This is a genomic window from Klenkia terrae (assembly GCF_900491935.1).
Classification (GTDB): domain Bacteria; phylum Actinomycetota; class Actinomycetes; order Mycobacteriales; family Geodermatophilaceae; genus Klenkia; species Klenkia terrae.
This window is the reverse complement of record NZ_UEXK01000004.1, coordinates 1,124,683-1,140,403: the sequence shown is the minus strand read 5'-3', so window position 1 is coordinate 1,140,403 and position 15,721 is coordinate 1,124,683. Positions and strand designations below refer to the sequence as shown.

General features: G+C 72.3%; 17 protein-coding genes. 10 read left to right on the top strand and 7 right to left on the bottom strand.

The genetic code is table 11. The features are described 5' to 3' along the window. Positions 1-3: 3 nt before the first annotated feature. Both LFA75_RS05890 and LFA75_RS05885 read left to right on the top strand, forming a co-directional pair. The gene (locus LFA75_RS05890; RefSeq protein ID WP_318249964.1) at positions 4-687 is read left to right on the top strand and encodes a molybdopterin-dependent oxidoreductase; all 684 of its coding nucleotides are present in this window, start codon (positions 4-6) and stop codon (positions 685-687) included. A gap of 62 nt (positions 688-749) precedes the next feature. Beyond that, positions 750-1,445 carry an FAD-binding oxidoreductase gene (locus LFA75_RS05885; protein WP_225232752.1) on the top strand — a complete coding sequence of 232 codons (696 nt, stop codon included), beginning with the start codon at positions 750-752 and terminating at the stop codon, positions 1,443-1,445. On the opposite strand, the gene LFA75_RS05880 is transcribed toward LFA75_RS05885, so the two are convergent. Next, the gene (locus LFA75_RS05880) at positions 1,439-2,851 is read right to left on the bottom strand and encodes a M1 family metallopeptidase (protein ID WP_225232751.1); all 1,413 of its coding nucleotides are present in this window, start codon (positions 2,849-2,851) and stop codon (positions 1,439-1,441) included. The two genes, LFA75_RS05885 and LFA75_RS05880, sit on opposite strands and share 7 nt — an antisense overlap. Before the next feature lie 37 nt (positions 2,852-2,888). Here LFA75_RS05880 and LFA75_RS05875 point away from each other — a divergent pair, with 37 nt between their 5' ends. Then, positions 2,889-3,758, top strand: coding sequence for a HipA family kinase (locus LFA75_RS05875; RefSeq protein WP_225232750.1), 870 nt, complete (start codon positions 2,889-2,891; stop codon positions 3,756-3,758). After that, positions 3,755-4,138, top strand: coding sequence for a DUF3037 domain-containing protein (locus tag LFA75_RS05870; RefSeq protein WP_225232749.1), 384 nt, complete (start codon positions 3,755-3,757; stop codon positions 4,136-4,138). The genes LFA75_RS05875 and LFA75_RS05870 overlap by 4 nt, the downstream gene beginning before the upstream one ends. A gap of 3 nt (positions 4,139-4,141) precedes the next feature. On the opposite strand, the gene LFA75_RS05865 is transcribed toward LFA75_RS05870, so the two are convergent. The 5 genes from LFA75_RS05865 to LFA75_RS05845 all read right to left on the bottom strand — a co-directional run bounded on the left by LFA75_RS05865 (position 4,142) and on the right by LFA75_RS05845 (position 8,168). Beyond that, a complete protein-coding gene (locus tag LFA75_RS05865) occupies positions 4,142-4,447 on the bottom strand; it encodes a 4a-hydroxytetrahydrobiopterin dehydratase (RefSeq protein ID WP_225232748.1) in 306 nt (101 codons plus the stop codon). A gap of 16 nt (positions 4,448-4,463) precedes the next feature. After that, the gene (locus LFA75_RS05860) at positions 4,464-5,177 is read right to left on the bottom strand and encodes a phosphoadenylyl-sulfate reductase (RefSeq protein WP_225232747.1); all 714 of its coding nucleotides are present in this window, start codon (positions 5,175-5,177) and stop codon (positions 4,464-4,466) included. 154 nt (positions 5,178-5,331) lie between these two features. After that, complete coding sequence (locus LFA75_RS05855) at positions 5,332-6,990, bottom strand: nitrite/sulfite reductase (protein ID WP_225232746.1); 1,659 nt, start codon at positions 6,988-6,990, stop codon at positions 5,332-5,334. A 145-nt stretch (positions 6,991-7,135) separates the two neighbouring features. Continuing rightward, entirely contained in the window at positions 7,136-7,672 is a 537-nt protein-coding gene (gene cysC, locus LFA75_RS05850) for an adenylyl-sulfate kinase (protein ID WP_225232745.1), read from the bottom strand. Between the two features lie 13 nt (positions 7,673-7,685). Further along, a complete protein-coding gene (locus LFA75_RS05845; RefSeq protein ID WP_225232744.1) occupies positions 7,686-8,168 on the bottom strand; it encodes an RrF2 family transcriptional regulator in 483 nt (160 codons plus the stop codon). A 26-nt stretch (positions 8,169-8,194) separates the two neighbouring features. Here LFA75_RS05845 and LFA75_RS05840 point away from each other — a divergent pair, with 26 nt between their 5' ends. Further along, on the top strand, positions 8,195-8,953 hold the full coding sequence (locus LFA75_RS05840; protein ID WP_225232743.1) for an NUDIX domain-containing protein: 759 nt from the start codon (positions 8,195-8,197) through the stop codon (positions 8,951-8,953). 53 nt (positions 8,954-9,006) lie between these two features. On the opposite strand, the gene LFA75_RS05835 is transcribed toward LFA75_RS05840, so the two are convergent. After that, the gene (locus LFA75_RS05835; RefSeq protein ID WP_225232742.1) at positions 9,007-9,177 is read right to left on the bottom strand and encodes a CsbD family protein; all 171 of its coding nucleotides are present in this window, start codon (positions 9,175-9,177) and stop codon (positions 9,007-9,009) included. Positions 9,178-9,602: 425 nt separating this feature from the next. On the opposite strand from LFA75_RS05835, the gene LFA75_RS05830 reads away from it, so the two are divergent. The 5 genes from LFA75_RS05830 to LFA75_RS05810 all read left to right on the top strand — a co-directional run bounded on the left by LFA75_RS05830 (position 9,603) and on the right by LFA75_RS05810 (position 15,714). Further along, entirely contained in the window at positions 9,603-11,324 is a 1,722-nt protein-coding gene (locus tag LFA75_RS05830; RefSeq protein ID WP_225232741.1) for an ABC transporter family substrate-binding protein, read from the top strand. Between the two features lie 162 nt (positions 11,325-11,486). Beyond that, positions 11,487-12,476: an ABC transporter permease gene (locus tag LFA75_RS05825; protein ID WP_225232740.1), complete on the top strand. Its 990-nt coding sequence runs from the start codon at positions 11,487-11,489 to the stop codon at positions 12,474-12,476. Between the two features lie 16 nt (positions 12,477-12,492). Continuing rightward, a complete protein-coding gene (locus LFA75_RS05820) occupies positions 12,493-13,437 on the top strand; it encodes an ABC transporter permease (protein ID WP_225232739.1) in 945 nt (314 codons plus the stop codon). A gap of 10 nt (positions 13,438-13,447) precedes the next feature. Continuing rightward, on the top strand, positions 13,448-14,689 hold the full coding sequence (locus tag LFA75_RS05815; protein WP_225232738.1) for an ABC transporter ATP-binding protein: 1,242 nt from the start codon (positions 13,448-13,450) through the stop codon (positions 14,687-14,689). Continuing rightward, on the top strand, positions 14,686-15,714 hold the full coding sequence (locus LFA75_RS05810) for an ABC transporter ATP-binding protein (protein WP_225232737.1): 1,029 nt from the start codon (positions 14,686-14,688) through the stop codon (positions 15,712-15,714). The genes LFA75_RS05815 and LFA75_RS05810 overlap by 4 nt, the downstream gene beginning before the upstream one ends. Positions 15,715-15,721: the final 7 nt, after the last annotated feature.

The following is a 15,721-nucleotide window of genomic DNA, read 5'->3' as shown; positions in this document are numbered from 1 at the left end:
ACCATGCACAGGTCACGCCGAGGTGAACGCGGCGTGACACGGCTCATGCAAGGTGAGCCTTACCGGGAACGATCGAGCGCGGCACCGTGTTCCCGCACCACCCGACCCCCGAGATCGAGGCCCCCGNCGCCGCCCAGCGGGGGCCGGTCCGACGGCGCCCCCACCGGCCCCGGCCGGCCCGCCGAGCCCACCCCGCGGATCAGCCCGGAGACCTGGAGCATCACCGTCGCCGGCAACGTGGAGAACCCGACCACCTGGGACTGGGACGGCGTGCACGCGCTGCCGGCCAGCGAGTACCGCGGCGACATCCACTGCGTCACCACGTGGTCGAAGTTCGACACCCGGTTCGGCGGGGTCTCCCTGGACTCGCTGTGGGACGTCGCCCGGCCCACCGCCGAGGGCGCCTTCGTCATGGCGACCTCCAAGTCCGGCTACACGACCAACCTGCCGATCGAGGACCTCGTCGGCGGCAAGGCCTGGCTGGTGTGGGAGTTCGACGGGAAGCCTCTGACGGTCGAGCACGGCGGTCCGGTGCGGCTGCTGGTGCCGCACCTGTACTTCTGGAAGAGCGCGAAGTGGGTCACCAAGCTCGACGTCCTCAAGCGGGACCAGCAGGGCTTCTGGGAGCGCAACGGCTACCACGACCGCGGCGACCCGTGGCGCCAGCAGCGCTACCAGGGCGACTGATGAAGGACCCCGTTCCCCCCCACGACGCGCTCCGCACGCCGCGGGTCCCTGAAACGGGGCCGTTGCAGCAGGTCACCTCCTGGACCACCGCGACGATCGCCGGGCTCAAGCGGCCGCTGGCCCGCACGGTGCAGCTGCGGCTGGACGTCGCCGACCGGGTGGACCACCTGCCCGGGCAGCACTACGTGGTGCGGCTGACCGCCGAGGACGGCTACACCGCGCAGCGGTCGTACTCGGTGGCCTCGGCACCGTCGGACCCGCTGGTCGAGCTGTTCGTCGAGCGGCTGGACGACGGCGAGGTGTCCACCTACCTGGCCGACGTCGCCGAGCCCGGGGACACCCTGGAGGTGCGGGGACCCATCGGCGGCTGGTTTGCCTGGGACGGGCGGACCCCGGCGCTGCTGGTCGGCGGCGGCACCGGCGTCGTCCCGCTGGTGGCGATGGTCCGGCACGCCGTGTCGATCGACCGGCTGGACCTGCTCCGGGTGGCGGTGTCGGCCCGCACGCTGGCCGAGCTGCCCTACGCCGACGAGCTGCTGGCCGCCGGCGCGGTGGTGGTGCTCACCCGCGAGCAGCACGGCATCCGGCCGGCCGCGCGGCTGACCGCGGTGGACCTGCTGCCGCTGTGGGAGGACGGGCAGACGGCGTTCGTCTGCGGCTCCTCGGGGTTCGCCGAGACCGCGAGCCAGCTGCTGGTCGGGATGGGGTTCGCGCCGTCCGCCGTCCGGGTGGAGCGGTTCGGTCCCTCGGCTCAGTAGCCCGGTGGCTTGCCGGCGCCCAGCCAGGCGTCGAAGAACCCGCCGAGGTCGGTGCCCGAGACCTCGTCGGCCAGGTCGGTGAACTCCCCGGTGGTCACCGCCTGGCCGGCGCGGTCGGTGGTCCACCGGGACAGCAGCTCGGCGAAGTCGTCGTCGCCGACCTCGGCCCGCAGCGCCGCGAGGAGCGCGCCGCCGCGCAGGTAGACCGCCTCGCTGAACAGCTCGTCGGACGCCGCGCCGGGGTCGCCGATGGCCTGCTCCCAGAACGGGTCGTCGTCCGGGATCGCCGTGATGTCGGCGAGCTGGTCGGCCACCGTCGGGCCGCCCTGGTCCTCGGTCCAGGCCCACTCGGCGTAGGTGGCGAAGCCCTCGTTGAGCCAGATGTCGCGCCAGCGGTCCAGCCGCAGGTCGTCGCCGGTCCACTGGTGGGCCAGCTCGTGCACCACGACGAGCTCGGCGCCCGACGCCGAGCCGAAGAAGTCCTGGGCGTAGATCGGCCGGGTCTGGGTCTCCAGCGCGAAGCCCAGCGAGGAGGCGGTGACGATCCCGCCGGCCTCGGTGAACGGGTAGGGCGAGCCGAACACCCCGGCCAGGAAGTCCAGGATCGCCGGCTGCTGGTCCAGCGCGGCGCGGGCGTTCTGCGCCCGGCGGTCGGACAGCCCGGCGGCGACGGCGTCCCGGTAGGTGATGCCGTCCACCTCCCGCTCGGTGAGGTCGAAGTCGCCGACGGCGAGGGTGACCAGGTACGGGGCCATCGGCTGGTCGCTGCGCCACACCCAGGTGCGCTCGCCGTCCACCGGGTCGCCGCGGTCGACCAGCTCGCCGTTGGACACCGCGACCAGGTCCTCGGGCACGGTCACCGACAGCTGCACGGCGGCGGCGTCGCTGGGGTGGTCGTTGACCGGGAACCAGGTGGCGGCGACGTCGGGCTGGCCGACCACCAGCACGCCGTCGTCGGTGGTGACCACCCCGGACTCACCCGGCCCGTCCTCGACCGGTTCGGGGACGCCGGAGTACTCCACGCGGACGGTGAAGTCGCCGTCCACGACGACCTGCCCGGGGTAGACGACCAGTTCGTCGTCGTCCCGGCTGACCTGCACGTCGGTGCCGTCGACCTGCACCGCGGCGACCTCCAGGCCGACCAGGTCCAGGGAGAAGCTCGACAGCGGCGTGCCGGTGGTGCGGGCGGTGATCGTGGCGGTCCCGGTCAGCTCGTCGGTGCCGGGGTCGTAGCCGACGACGAGGTCGTAGCGGTCGACGTCGTACCCGCCGTTGCCGTCCCCGGGGGAGTAGGGGTCGCCGATGCCGGTGGCGCCGACCACCGGGAGCTCGCGCAGGCCGGTGGTGCCGCAGGCGGCCAGCAGGAGCACGGTGCCGACGATGACGAGCGGACGGCGTCGCGGCATGGCTGCACGGTAGGGCCCCGGTAGCGTGGCGGGCACTGTGCTCGCCGCCGTCACCGCCACCCGCTACGTCCTCCCGCTGCGCGAGGGCGGGTCCCTGCCCGGCCTGGTCGAGGCCGACGACCTGGGCACCTACGTCGTGAAGTGGCGGGCGGCCGGCCAGGGCGTCCCGGTGCTGGCCGCCGAGGTGATCTGCGGCGAGCTCGCCCGGGCGCTCGCCCTGCCGGTGCCGGCGTTGGTCACCGTGGACGTCGCACCCGAGCTGGCGGTGGGGGAGCCCGACCAGGAGGTGCAGGAGCTGCTCCGGCACTCCGCCGGCACCAACCTGGGCATGGACTACCTGCCCGGCGCGCTGGACTTCTCCGCGCACGGCCCGGACGTGCCCGCGGAGCTGGCCGGTCGGGTGCTGTGGTTCGACGCGCTGGTCGGCAACGTCGACCGGTCCTGGCGCAACCCGAACATGCTCTTCTGGCACGGCCGGCTGCAGCTGATCGACCACGGTGCCGCGCTGACCTTCCACCACCACTGGCCCGGTGCGCCGGCCGCGGTCGACCGGGTCTACGACGCGAGCCAGCACGCGCTGGTCGAGTCCCACCCCGACGTCCGGGCCGCCGACGCCGCGCTCGGCCCGCTGGTCACCCGGCCGCTGCTGGAGCGGGTGCTGGCGCTGGTGCCCGATGCCTGGCTGCGCGGTCCCGGGCGGACGGGGGAGGACACGGAGGCGCCCGACGTCACCCGGGAGCGCTACACCGCCCAGCTGCTGGCCCGGCTGGCCGCCCGTCCCGCCTGGTTGCCGGCGCTGGTCCAGGCCGCCGCCGACGGCTCCCGCGGGCGGGCCCCGGAGCCCCGCGGGCAGAACCGTCCCGGCTGGCTGGGCCCGCCGCCCCCGCCCGGGGTCCGGCAGCGGTGAACACCTACGAGTACGCCGTGCTCCGGGTGGTGCCCCGGGTCGACCGGGGCGAGAGCTTCAACGCCGGGGTGCTCGTCTACTGCCGGCAGCGGGACTACCTCGGCTCGCGGGTGCACCTGGACCTGGCGCGGCTGCGGGCGCTGGACCCGACCGCGGACCCGGTGGCAGTGGCCTGGGCGCTGCAGGCCGCCGCGGACGTCTGCGCGGGTGCCGCCGGTGCGGGCGCGGCCGGCCGGGAGGCGCTGGGGCCCCGGTTCCGCTGGCTCACCGCGCCGCGCTCGACCGTCGTCCAGCCCTCGCCGGTGCACACCGGGCTGACCGGTGACCCCGACGCCGAGGCCGACCGGTTGCTGGAGCTGCTGGTCCTGCCGATCGGCTGAGGGTCAGTCGCCGTTGGTCCCCGGGAAGAGGGCGTCGACCCGGCGGGCCAGCTCGACGTCGAGCTCGGTGACCCCGCCGGCGTCGTGGGTGACCACCGCGATCCGGACGCAGTCGTAGCGCAGGTCCAGGTCGGGGTGGTGGTCCATCTCCTCCGCGACGTCGGCGATCTGCACGACGGCGTCCACGGCGGCCCGGAACGAGGGGAACTCGACCCGGCGGTAGATGCCCTGGACGTCGCCGTCCCAGTGGGTCAGCTCGGCCACCGCGGTGGCCACCTCCTCGGGGGACAGGGCCTGCGGTCGCGTCATGCCAGGAGTGTCGCCCCTAGGTGTGGAGGCCGCACTCCACCTTGCCGCGGCCGGCCCAGCGGCCGGCGCGGGGGTCCTCGCCGGGGGCCACCGGTCGGGTGCACGGTGCGCAGCCGATCGAGGCGTAGCCGATCTCGACGAGCGGGTTCACCGGCACCTGGTGCTCGTGCACGTAGGCGTCGACGTCGTCCTGGTTCCAGGCGGCCAGCGGGTTGACCTTGACCATGCCGCGCTTGGCGTCCCAGTCGACGACCTTGGTGCCCACCCGGGTCACGGACTCGTCGCGCCGGACGCCGGAGCCCCAGGCGCTGAACCCGGCCAGCGTGCGGGCGAGCGGCTGCACCTTGCGCAGGTCGCAGCACAAGTCCGGGTCGCGGTCGTGCAGCGCGGGCCCGAACTCGGCGTCCTGCTCGGCGACGGTCTTCTCGGCCTCGACCGACAGCACCCGGATGTCCATCACCGAGGCGATCCAGTCGCGGGTGCCGATGGTCTCGGCGAAGTGGTAGCCGGTCTGCAGGAAGATCACCTGCACCCCGGGGTGGGCGCGGGCGGCCAGGTGGGCCAGCAGCCCGTCGGCCATCGACGAGGTGAGCGCGAAGGAGTCCCCGAAGGTCTCCCCGGCCCAGCGCAGCACCGCCAGCGCCTGCTCCACCGGGTCGGCGATGCCCTCGAAGCGGGCGTCGGCCTCCGCGGCCAGCTCCGGTGTCGGCTCGATCAGCGCGGTCGTCACGGCTGCTGCACTCCCGTTCCCGTCGTCCGGAGGGTGAAGGTCCGCAGGCAGGACCCGCAGTGCCATTCTCCCTCGGTCTCGCGCGGTCGGAGGGTCTCCTCGCCGCAGAACGGGCAGTAGAACGGCGGCAGCTGCCGAACCCTTCCCGGCGCGGTCAGCGCAACCAGTCCTCGTCGGCCCGGGTGGCGTAGGCGGCGAAGGACTCGCCGTCGGTGCGGTGCTCGAGGTAGCCGCGCAGCACCCGCTCCACGTAGTCGGCGGTGTCGGTGGCCAGCACCTTGTTCCCGCGGAGCTTGCGGCCGATGGAGGACTCGAAGCCCAGGTGGCCGCCGAGGTGGACCTGGAAGCCCTCCTCGCCGCCGACGACCATGCCCTTGAAGCCGATGTCGGCGGTCTGGAAGCGGGCGCAGGAGTTCGGGCAGCCGTTGACGTTGATCGTCAGCGGGGTGTCGAAGTCCGGCAGCCGGCGCTCGAGCTCGGCGGTCAGCTCCTTCGCGTGGCCCTTGGTCTCCACGATCGCCAGCTTGCAGAACTCGATGCCCGTGCAGGCCATCGTCTGCCGGCGGAAGACGCTGGGCCGCACCTGCAGGTCGTGCGCGGCCAGGGCGGCGACGGCGTCCTCGACCGCGTCGTCCGGGACGTCGAGGATGACCAGCTTCTGGTCGGCCGTCGTCCGGATCCGGCCCTGCCCGTACTGCTCGGCGATGTCGGCGACGGTGGCCAGCAGCTCGCCGCCGATCCGGCCGGTGTGCAGCGCGAAGCCCAGCGCGTTGGCGCCGTCGACCTGCTTCTGGACGCCGACGTGGTCGCGCTGGTCGGTGGCCGGCCGGTCGGGCGCGGGGCCGTCGGGCAGCGCCTCGTGCAGGTACTCGTCCTGCAGCACCTGGCGGAACTTCTCCGGGCCCCAGTCGGCCATGAGGAACTTGATCCGGGCGTGGGTGCGCGAGCGCCGGTACCCGTAGTCGCGGAAGACCGCGCAGACCCCGGCCCAGACGTCGGAGACCTGGTCGGGCCGGACGAAGACGCCCAGCCGCTCGGCGAAGCGCGGGTTGGTCGACAGCCCGCCGCCGACCCAGAGGTCGTAGCCGGCCTCGCCCGCGGCGTTGCGCACACCCACGAACGCGACGTCGTTGATCTCGTGGTTGGTGCAGTGGTGCGCGCAGCCGGAGATCGATGACTTGAACTTGCGGGGCAGGTTGGAGAACTCCCTGTCGCCGAGGTACTTGTCGACGACCTCGGTGACGGCGGGGGTCGCGTCGAGCACCTCGTCGTCGAGCACCCCGGCCAGCGGGCAGCCGAGGATCACCCGCGGGGTGTCGCCGCAGGCCTCGGTGGTGGACAGCCCGACCGCCTCGAGGCGCTCCCAGATCTCGGGGACGTCCTCGATGCGGATCCAGTGCAGCTGCACGTTCTGCCGGTCGGTGACGTCGGCGACGCCGCGGCCGAACTCGGTGGAGATGCCGGCGATGACCCGCAGCTGGTCGGCCGACAGCTGACCGCCGTCGATCCGCACGCGGAGCATGAAGTAGGAGTCCTCGAGCTCCTCGGGCTCCAGCACGGCGGTCTTGCCGCCGGGGATGCCCTGGGCGCGCTGGGTGTAGAGCCCCATCCAGCGCATCCGGCCGCGCAGGTCGCCGGGGTCGATGCCGTCGAAGCCGGTGCGGGAGTAGATGTCGGTGATCCGCTGGCGGACGTCGAGGCCGTCGGAGTCCTTCTTCATCCGCTCGTTGGGGTTGAGCGGCTCGCGGGACCCGAGGGCCCACTGGCCCTGGCCCTTCTGGGCCGGGCGGCTGGGGCGGGTGGGGGAGGACACGGGAGGACTCCATCTTCGCGCGGGACGGGCGCGGCGTTGCGGGGGACTGGGGTGCGGTGCGCTCAGCGGGAGCGGCGACAGGCGGCACTCACGACGCGCCCCAGATCGATGTGCAGGCGCGCCACCAGAGGCGTCCCGCGGTCGGTCACGCCGCCGAGTCTCCCACACCGGCCATGGCGGCCCGGACCTGCGCGACCGCCTCGGCGAGGGGCACCCGGGAGGTGTCGACCCGCAGCTCGGCCCGCACCGGCACCTCGTAGGGGTCGCTGACCCCGGTGAAGGTCGTGATCTCCCCGGCCCGCGCCCGGGCGTAGAGGCCCTTGACGTCCCGGGCCTCGCAGACCTCCAGCGGGGTGGACAGGTGCACCAGCACGAAGCGGCCGTGCTGCTCGACCAGCGCGCGGGCCTGCTCGCGGGCCTCCTCGAACGGGGCGATCGCGGCGATGACCACCGTGCCCCCGTGCTTGACGACCTCGCCGGCCACCCAGCCGATGCGCCGGATGTTGAGGTCCCGGTCGGCCCGGGAGAAGCCCAGCTCGCTGGACAGGTGGGTGCGGACGACGTCGCCGTCCAGGACCGTCACCGCCGTGCCCCCGGCCTCCAGCTCGGCCACCAGGGCGTCGGTGATCGTGGACTTCCCGGCCCCGGAGAAGCCGGTGAGCAGGACGGCGACACCAGTCATGCCGGGCAGTCTCTCAGTCGACGGGGGTGGCCCCGAAGGACCGCCAGGCGCTCTCCACCTCGGCCAGCTCGGCGACGGCGTCGGGCAGCTTGCCGGCCACGACGTCGGCCAGGGTGACCTGCTCGAGCACCCGGCGGTAGGAGTCCCGGGCGGCCACCCACACGCTGGTGAGCTCCTTGGCCACGCCCGGGTAGGTGGCGTCCTCCGGCCGCTGGCCGTGCACCTCGGCGAGGAAGCCCTGCTCCACCCGCATGACCCGGGCGATCGACACCTCCGAGGGCGGCAGGGCCAGCCGGTAGCCGCCGTCGCGGCCGCGCTGGCTGGTCACCAGCCGGGCGTGCTGCAGGTCGCCGAGGATCGCCTGCAGGAAGCGGGAGGGGATGCCCTGGGCGGTGGCGATGCGGTCGCAGGTGAGGGCGTCGGGGCTGGCCGCGGCCAGCTCGATGGCGGCGCGGACGGCGTAGTCGACCCGGGCGGAGATGCGCACGGAGGTCATCCTGCCGGGTCTGGGAAACTCGACCCGTGTTCCAGCTGCGATTCACCACGCTGGTGGAGGCGCCGCTGACCGTGGCGTTCGACGTCGGGCGGGTCCTCGGGCGCCCCTGGCCGTGGGCGCTGACCGAGGTCGCCACCGACCGCCCGCACGCCGACGAGCACCGCGGCGCCGGCGGCCTGCTGGCGCAGGTCCGGCACACCCGGCGGTTCCACCCGACGGGCGCGGGCACGCTGGTGGACGAGCAGGTGGAGTGGGTGAACCGGGTGCCCGGGTTCCTCGGCCGGCTGCTGGACCAGACGGTCGTGCGCCGGCACGTGCTCGGCGCGATGCAGGCCCACCTGGACCTGTTCGCCGCCGCCGCGCAGCGCCGGGCCGAGGACGTCGTCCAGGTGGTCGGCGCGGCGCTGGTGTCCGACGGCCGCGTGCTGGTCGCCCAGCGGGGGGCCGGACCCTTCGCCGGGCTCTGGGAGTTCCCCGGCGGCAAGGTCGAGCGGGGGGAGTCCGAGCTGGCCGCGCTGGTGCGCGAGTGCCGGGAGGAGCTCTCGGTCGAGATCGCCCCGCAGGCGTTCCTGGGGGAGGTGCCCCTGCCGGGTGTCGTCGCCGGCGGTGCGCCCGGCGCCTCGACGCTGCGGGTGTGGTGGGGGCGCATCGTGGCCGGCGACCCGGTGGACCACGAGCACAGCGAGCTGCGCTGGGCGACCGCCGGGGAGCTCGACGCCCTGGACTGGATCCCGGCCGACCGCCCGCTGCTGCCCGCCGTCCGGGCCCTGCTCGACCGCCTCTGAACGCCGAGAGGCCCGCCCCGCAGGTGCGGGACGGGCCTCTCGTGCAGGACCTCTTACTTGAAGATGTCCTTGACCTTCTCGCCGGCCTGCTTGGCGTTGCCGCTGGCCTGGTCCTTCTGGCCCTCGGCCTGCAGGTCGCGGTTGCCCGTGGCCTCGCCGGTGGCCTCCTTGCCCTGGCCCAGCAGCTCTTCGGCCTTGTTCTTGATCTTGTCCACGGCGCTCATGGCGTGCTCCTCACGTCGGCAGCTTCGGTCCACCCACGACTACCCGGCCCCGGCGGGCCCACACATGCCCGCACCTGTGGGTCTGCTGGCACCGGACCGGCGGATCCCGGTACCCGAGGTGCCGCAAGCGGTTCGACGAGCGCGGATCGGCACCGCAAGACGTCCGGTCGTGACGCCCGTGTTGCGTGCTTGTTGCGGCCTGGACGGGCTCGTCCGTGCAGGTCGTGAGCCCAGGTCACAAAACGGTGACGGTCGTGGACTGCCCCCACGGGCGTGCCTAGTGTTCGCCGGGACGTACCGGGTCCGACAGCTGTTGGCCAGGTCCGTCACGGCTCGTCCCCAGCTCGATCCGGATGCGATCGCCTCCGGACGGGCAGACCAGGTCAGATCCCCCCGCAGGTGCGGGTCGAGGGAGGCAATCGAACGTGAAGTTCAGCAAGCGCGGAGCAGCGCTCGTCGCCACCGGCATCGCCGGCGCGATGGTGCTGTCGGCCTGTGGCGGCGGCAGCAGCGACAGCGGTGGCGGTGAGGGCGACAGCGGTTCCGGCCGGGTCATCTTCGGTGAGTCCACCGACTTCCCGGAGAACCTCTTCCCCTACATCGCAGCGGGCAACGCCACCTCGGTGGCCAACCTGTTGATCCGGGTGCTGCCCGGCCCGTACGTGGTCAACCCCGACTTCAGCGTCGACTGGGACCAGGACCTGCTGGCCTCCGAGCCCGAGCTGGACACCAGCAGCGGCCAGGTCAACACCTACGAGATCAACCCCGACGCGGTGTGGAGCGACGGCACCCCGATCACGGCGGCGGACTTCGAGTTCACCTGGCGCGCGAACCGCTCCAGCGACCCGGCCGACGGCGGCTGCCCGGCCCTGCTGGGCACCACCGGCTACGAGCAGATCGCCTCCGTCGAGGCCTCGGGCGACGACGACAAGACCGTCACCGTCACCTACACGACGCCGTTCTCCGACTGGCAGTCGCTGTTCGGCAACCTGCTGCCGGCCCACGTCATGGACAACGACGACCCGGCCGCGCTGTGCGAGAGCATCACCAACGGCTGGCCGATCGCCGACGGCATCATGGACGACATCTCCGGTGGCCCCTGGCAGATCAAGGCCGAGAACATCGACGTCGGCAGTCAGATCGTCACGCTGACCCCCAACCCCGAGTGGTGGGGCGAGCCGACCGGGCTGGCCCAGCTGGTCGTGCAGAACATCGGCAACGACCCGACCGCCGCGGTGCAGGCCATGAGCAACCAGGAGCTCGGGGTCATCTACCCGCAGCCCCAGCTCGACCTGGTCAGCCAGATCGAGGACCTGTCGCCGGCCGTCGAGAGCGACGTGAACTTCGGGCTCTCCTTCGAGCACCTGGACTTCAACACCACGTACGGCCCGCTGAGCTCGCTGGCCGTCCGCCAGGCCTTCACCATGGCCCTGGACCGGCAGGAGATCGTCGACCAGACCGTCGGCCAGTTCTCCTCCGACGCCGAGGTGCTGGAGAACCGGATCTTCTTCAACAACCAGCCGCAGTACCAGGACACCGCGCCCGACGAGTACAAGACCCAGAACACCGCGATGGCCAAGTCGCTCCTGGAGAGCGACGGCTGGGTGCTCGGCTCCGACGGCGTCTACGCCAAGGACGGCCAGCGGCTGACCGTGCAGATCGACACCACGGCCAACAACCCGCTGCGCGAGACCACGATCAACGTCATGATCCCGCAGCTGGCCGAGGCCGGCATCGAGGCGACCTTCAACGCCAACCCGGACATCTTCGCCGGCGCCGAGAAGCCGACCTCGCTGGAGGCCGGTGGCTTCCAGGCCGCCGTCTTCGCCTGGGTCGGGTCGCCGTTCCGCGGTGCCACGCAGTCGATCTACGAGCAGCCGCAGGGCGACGCCATCGGGCAGAACTACTCCCGCCAGGGCACGCAGGAGATCGACGACCTGTTCGCCCAGTTCCAGACCGAGCCCGACCCCGACGCGCAGGCCGAGCTGGGCAACCAGATCGACGCCCTGCTCTGGGGCCAGGTCGCGACGGTGCCGCTGTACCAGAAGCCCACGTTCATCGCCTACCAGAGCTCCATCTCCGGCGTCGAGGACAACTCGACCCAGGCCGGTCCGCTCTGGAACGCCGACACGTGGACGGTGCAGTGACCCGCTGATCGGCCGATCAGCACGCACCACCTGAGAACCGCACCACCTGCACGCAGCCACGGCCCCCGGGGGCTCCCCCCGGGGGCCGTGCTGTGTCCGGACGTCCCAGCTGAACTGGTCGTTCCCACCGGACGACTTCCGCTCCCGGCGTAAGGTCCCCGCATGTTCTTCTTCACGATCCGGCGGATCATCGCCTCGGTCCTCGTGTTGATCGCCAGTTCGTTCCTGGTCTTCGCGCTCTGCGCGGCCAGCTTCGACCCGCTGTCGCGGTACTACACCCAGAACCCGCGCCCGCCGCAGGCGTTCTTCGACAACCTGCGCGAGCAGTTCGGGCTGAACGACAACTTCTTCGTGCGGTACTGGAACTGGCTGTCCGGCGCGCTGACCGGGGACTTCGGCCAGACCATCGGCGGGACGGCGGTCACCGACCAGCTGTGGGGCCGACTCTGGATCACCGGCAAGATGATCTTCTTCGCCGTCCTCATCGCCGTCGTCCTGGCGATCCTGGTCGGCGTGGTAGGGGCGGTCCGGCAGTACAAGCCCTCGGACTACGCCTTCACCTTCCTGGCCTACCTCCTCATCGCGCTGCCGACGTTCTGGTTCGCCGCGCTGCTCAAGGAGTTCGTGGCCGGCGGCATCAACGACGCCTTCGGGCGACAAGTGCTCTACACCCTCGGCGAGGAATCACCGGGCATCGCGTCCTACGGGACACCGTCGGAGATCTTCTGGGACCGGCTGGGCCACCTCGTGCTGCCCACCATCTGCCTGGCGCTGCTGTCCTTCGCCGCCTGGAGCCGCTTCCAGCGCTCGGCGATGCTCGACGTCCTCGGGTCGGACTACATGCGGCTGGCCCGGGCCAAGGGCCTGACCTACCGGCGGACCGTCATGAAGCACGGGCTGCGCAACGCCCTCATCCCGCTGACCACCGTCGTGGCACTGGGGATCGGCACGCTGTTCGGCGGCGCGATCATCACCGAGCAGGTCTTCGTCTGGCACGGCATGGGCGAGTACCTGCTCAAGAACGGCATCGGCCAGAACGACATCAACGTCGTCCTGGGCTGGCTGCTGATCAGCGCCGTGTTCGTCGTGCTGTTCAACCTCATCGCCGACGTCCTGTACGCGGTCCTCGACCCGCGCATCCGTCTCGCCTGACGGTCGGAGGAGACCCATGACCACCACCCAGGCCGCCACCGAGGCGGCCGCCGCACAGACGCCCGGACCCGGGGTCGAGCGGGAGTTCACCGTCAAGGCGCGCAGCCAGCGCCAGCAGATCGTCCGCCGGTTCGTCCGCAACAAGGTGGGGATGACCGGGCTGGTCGTCTTCCTCCTGCTGCTGGCCTTCGGCTTCCTGGGCCCGCTGGTGTACGGCACGAGCTACTCGACCCAGAACAGCGGCGCGCAGTCGGTCTCGCCCGGCGTGCAGGGCTACCCGCTGGGCAGCGACGAGATCGGCCGCGACCTGCTCGCCGGCCTGATGATCGGGGTGCAGCGCTCCCTGTTCATCGTGCTGCTCTTCATCGTCATCGCGCTGCCCCTGGGCCTGCTCGTCGGCGCCCTGGCCGGCTACTTCGGCCGCTGGGTCGACAGCGTGCTCATGCGCTTCGTCGACCTGATCCTCACCGTCCCGCTGCTGGTCGTCCTCATCGTCGTGGCCAGCAACTTCGGCGAGGCGCGCACCCCGCTGGGCGTCGGCATCATCCTGGGCCTGTTCGGCTGGCTGGACCTCGCCCGGATCGTGCGCAGCCAGTTCCTCTCGCTGCGCGAGAAGGAGTACGTCGAGGCGGCGCACGCCCTGGGGGCGTCCAACAGCCGGATCATCTTCAAGCACCTGATCCCGAACGCCCTGGGTTCGCTGATCGTCTGGACGACGCTGGCCGCGGCCACCGCGATCATCCTCGAGGCGTCGCTGACCTACCTGGGCTTCGGCGTGAACAACCCGAGCTCCACGTCGCTGGGCCGCCTGGTCTCCGACGGCGTGCAGGCCGCCTCGACGCGGCCGTGGCTCTTCTACTTCCCGGGCATCACCCTGCTGGTCATCGTGCTGTCGATCAACCTGATCGGCGACGGGATCCGGGATGCCTTCGACCCGAGCAACCGCCGCGTGCGGGCCTGAAGGGGATCACGTGAGCACCAGCACCGGAGCACTGCAGCAGGGGCGCACCGACCCCCGCCCCGTCGACCCCGACGTGCCGCTGCTGGCCGTCGAGGACCTGAACGTCCGGTTCCCCACCGAGGACGGCCTCGTGCACGCCGTCCGCGGCGTGGACTACACCCTGCGCTCGGGCGAGGTCCTGGGCATCGTGGGTGAGTCCGGGTCGGGCAAGTCGGTCACCTCGCTGGCCGTCATGGGCCTGCTCCCGGGATCCGCCCGGGTGACCGGGTCGGTCAAGTACCGGGGCCAGGAGCTGCTCGGGCAGAGCGACCGCGCCATGTCGCGGGTCCGCGGCAAGGGCGTCTCGATGATCTTCCAGGACCCGATGACCTCGCTGGACCCGGTGTACCGCGTCGGGTTCCAGATCGAGGAGACCCTGCGGACCCACGACTCCAAGCTGTCGTCCAAGGCCGCGCAGGCCCGGGCCGCTGACCTCCTCGCGATGGTCGGCATCCCCAACGCCGCCGAGCGCGTGCGGTCCTACCCGCACGAGTTCTCCGGCGGCATGCGCCAGCGCGTGGTCATCGCCATCGCGATGGCCAACCAGCCCGACGTGATCATCGCCGACGAGCCCACGACGGCCCTCGACGTCACCGTCCAGGCGCAGATCCTCGAGGTGCTGCAGACCGCGCTCACCGAGACCGGCGCGGCGATGGTGCTCATCACCCACGACCTCGGCGTCGTGGCCGGCATCGCCGACCGCGTGCTGGTCATGTACGCCGGCCGGCCGGTGGAGATCGGCAGCGTCGAGGACATCTACTACGAGCCGCGGATGCCCTACACGCTCGGGCTGCTCGGCTCGCTGCCCCGGCTGGACGCCTCCACCAAGCAGCGGCTGACCCCGATCAAGGGCTCCCCGCCCTCGGTGGTCAACATGCCGCCGGGCTGCCCCTTCGCGCCCCGCTGCCCGCTGCACGTCGCCGAGTGCGACACCGTCGAGCCCGACCTGCTCGACGTCGGCGGCGGGCACGGCGCGGCCTGCATCCGCACCGACGAGGTCGGCAAGGCCCACGGCGAGGCCGCCGCGGTCTTCGACGTGACCGCCGACGACACCGTGCTCGGTTCCGAGGCGCCGGTGGACCTCTCGGCCGCCGCCGGCACCACCGACACCGGGGCGCCCGGTGACCCCGTCGGCGAGCGCAGCGACCCGGGCCGGTCGACGGCCACCGGGTCGCTGCTGGACCCCACCACCCAGGACGGAGACCGTCGATGACCACCACCCGCGAGCCCATCCTGAGCGTCCGTGGCCTGGAGAAGCACTTCCCGATCAAGGGCGGCGGGCTGCTCCAGCGCACCGTCGGCGCCGTCCGCGCGGTCGACGGCCTGGACCTGGACCTGTACCCCGGCGAGGTGCTCGGCCTGGTCGGCGAGTCCGGGTGCGGCAAGTCCACCACCGGTCGGGCGATCCTGAACCTGCAGCCGGCCACGGCCGGCTCGGTGGTCTTCCAGGGACGCGAGCTGGTCGGCCTGGACCGCAAGCAGATGCGTCCGCTGCGCCGGGACATCCAGATCGTCTTCCAGGACCCGTACGCCTCGCTCAACCCGCGGCTGCCGGTCTTCGACATCGTGGCCGAGCCGCTGATCATCCACGGCCTGACCAAGGACGAGGCCGAGCTCCGCGAGCGGGTGCGGTCCCTGGTGGAGACGGTCGGGCTCAACCCCGAGCACACCAACCGCTACCCGGCCGAGTTCTCCGGCGGCCAGCGGCAGCGCATCGGCATCGCCCGGGCGCTGGCGCTCGAGCCGAAGGTGCTGGTGCTCGACGAGCCGGTGTCCGCGCTGGACGTGTCGATCCAGGCCGGCGTGATCAACCTGCTCGAGGACCTGAAGGAACGGCTGGGGCTGTCCTACCTGTTCATCGCGCACGACCTGTCCGTGGTGCGGCACATCTCCGACCGCGTCGCGGTCATGTACCTGGGCAAGATCATCGAGGTCGCGCCGCGGGACGAGCTGTTCGACCGGCCCACGCACCCCTACACGCAGGCGCTGCTGTCGGCGATCCCGCTGCCCGACCCGCGCCTGGAGCGCAGCCGGAAGCGGATCATCATCACCGGCGACGTGCCCAGCCCGGCCAACCCGCCCTCGGGCTGCCGGTTCCGCACCCGCTGCCAGAAGTTCGCCGGCGAGCTGACCGACACCCAGCGCGAGAAGTGCCTCACCGTGGAGCCCCTGCTGGAGTCCCGCGGCACCGGCCACACCAGCGCCTGCCACTACGCGGAGGCCACCAAGGTCCTGTAGGGGACGA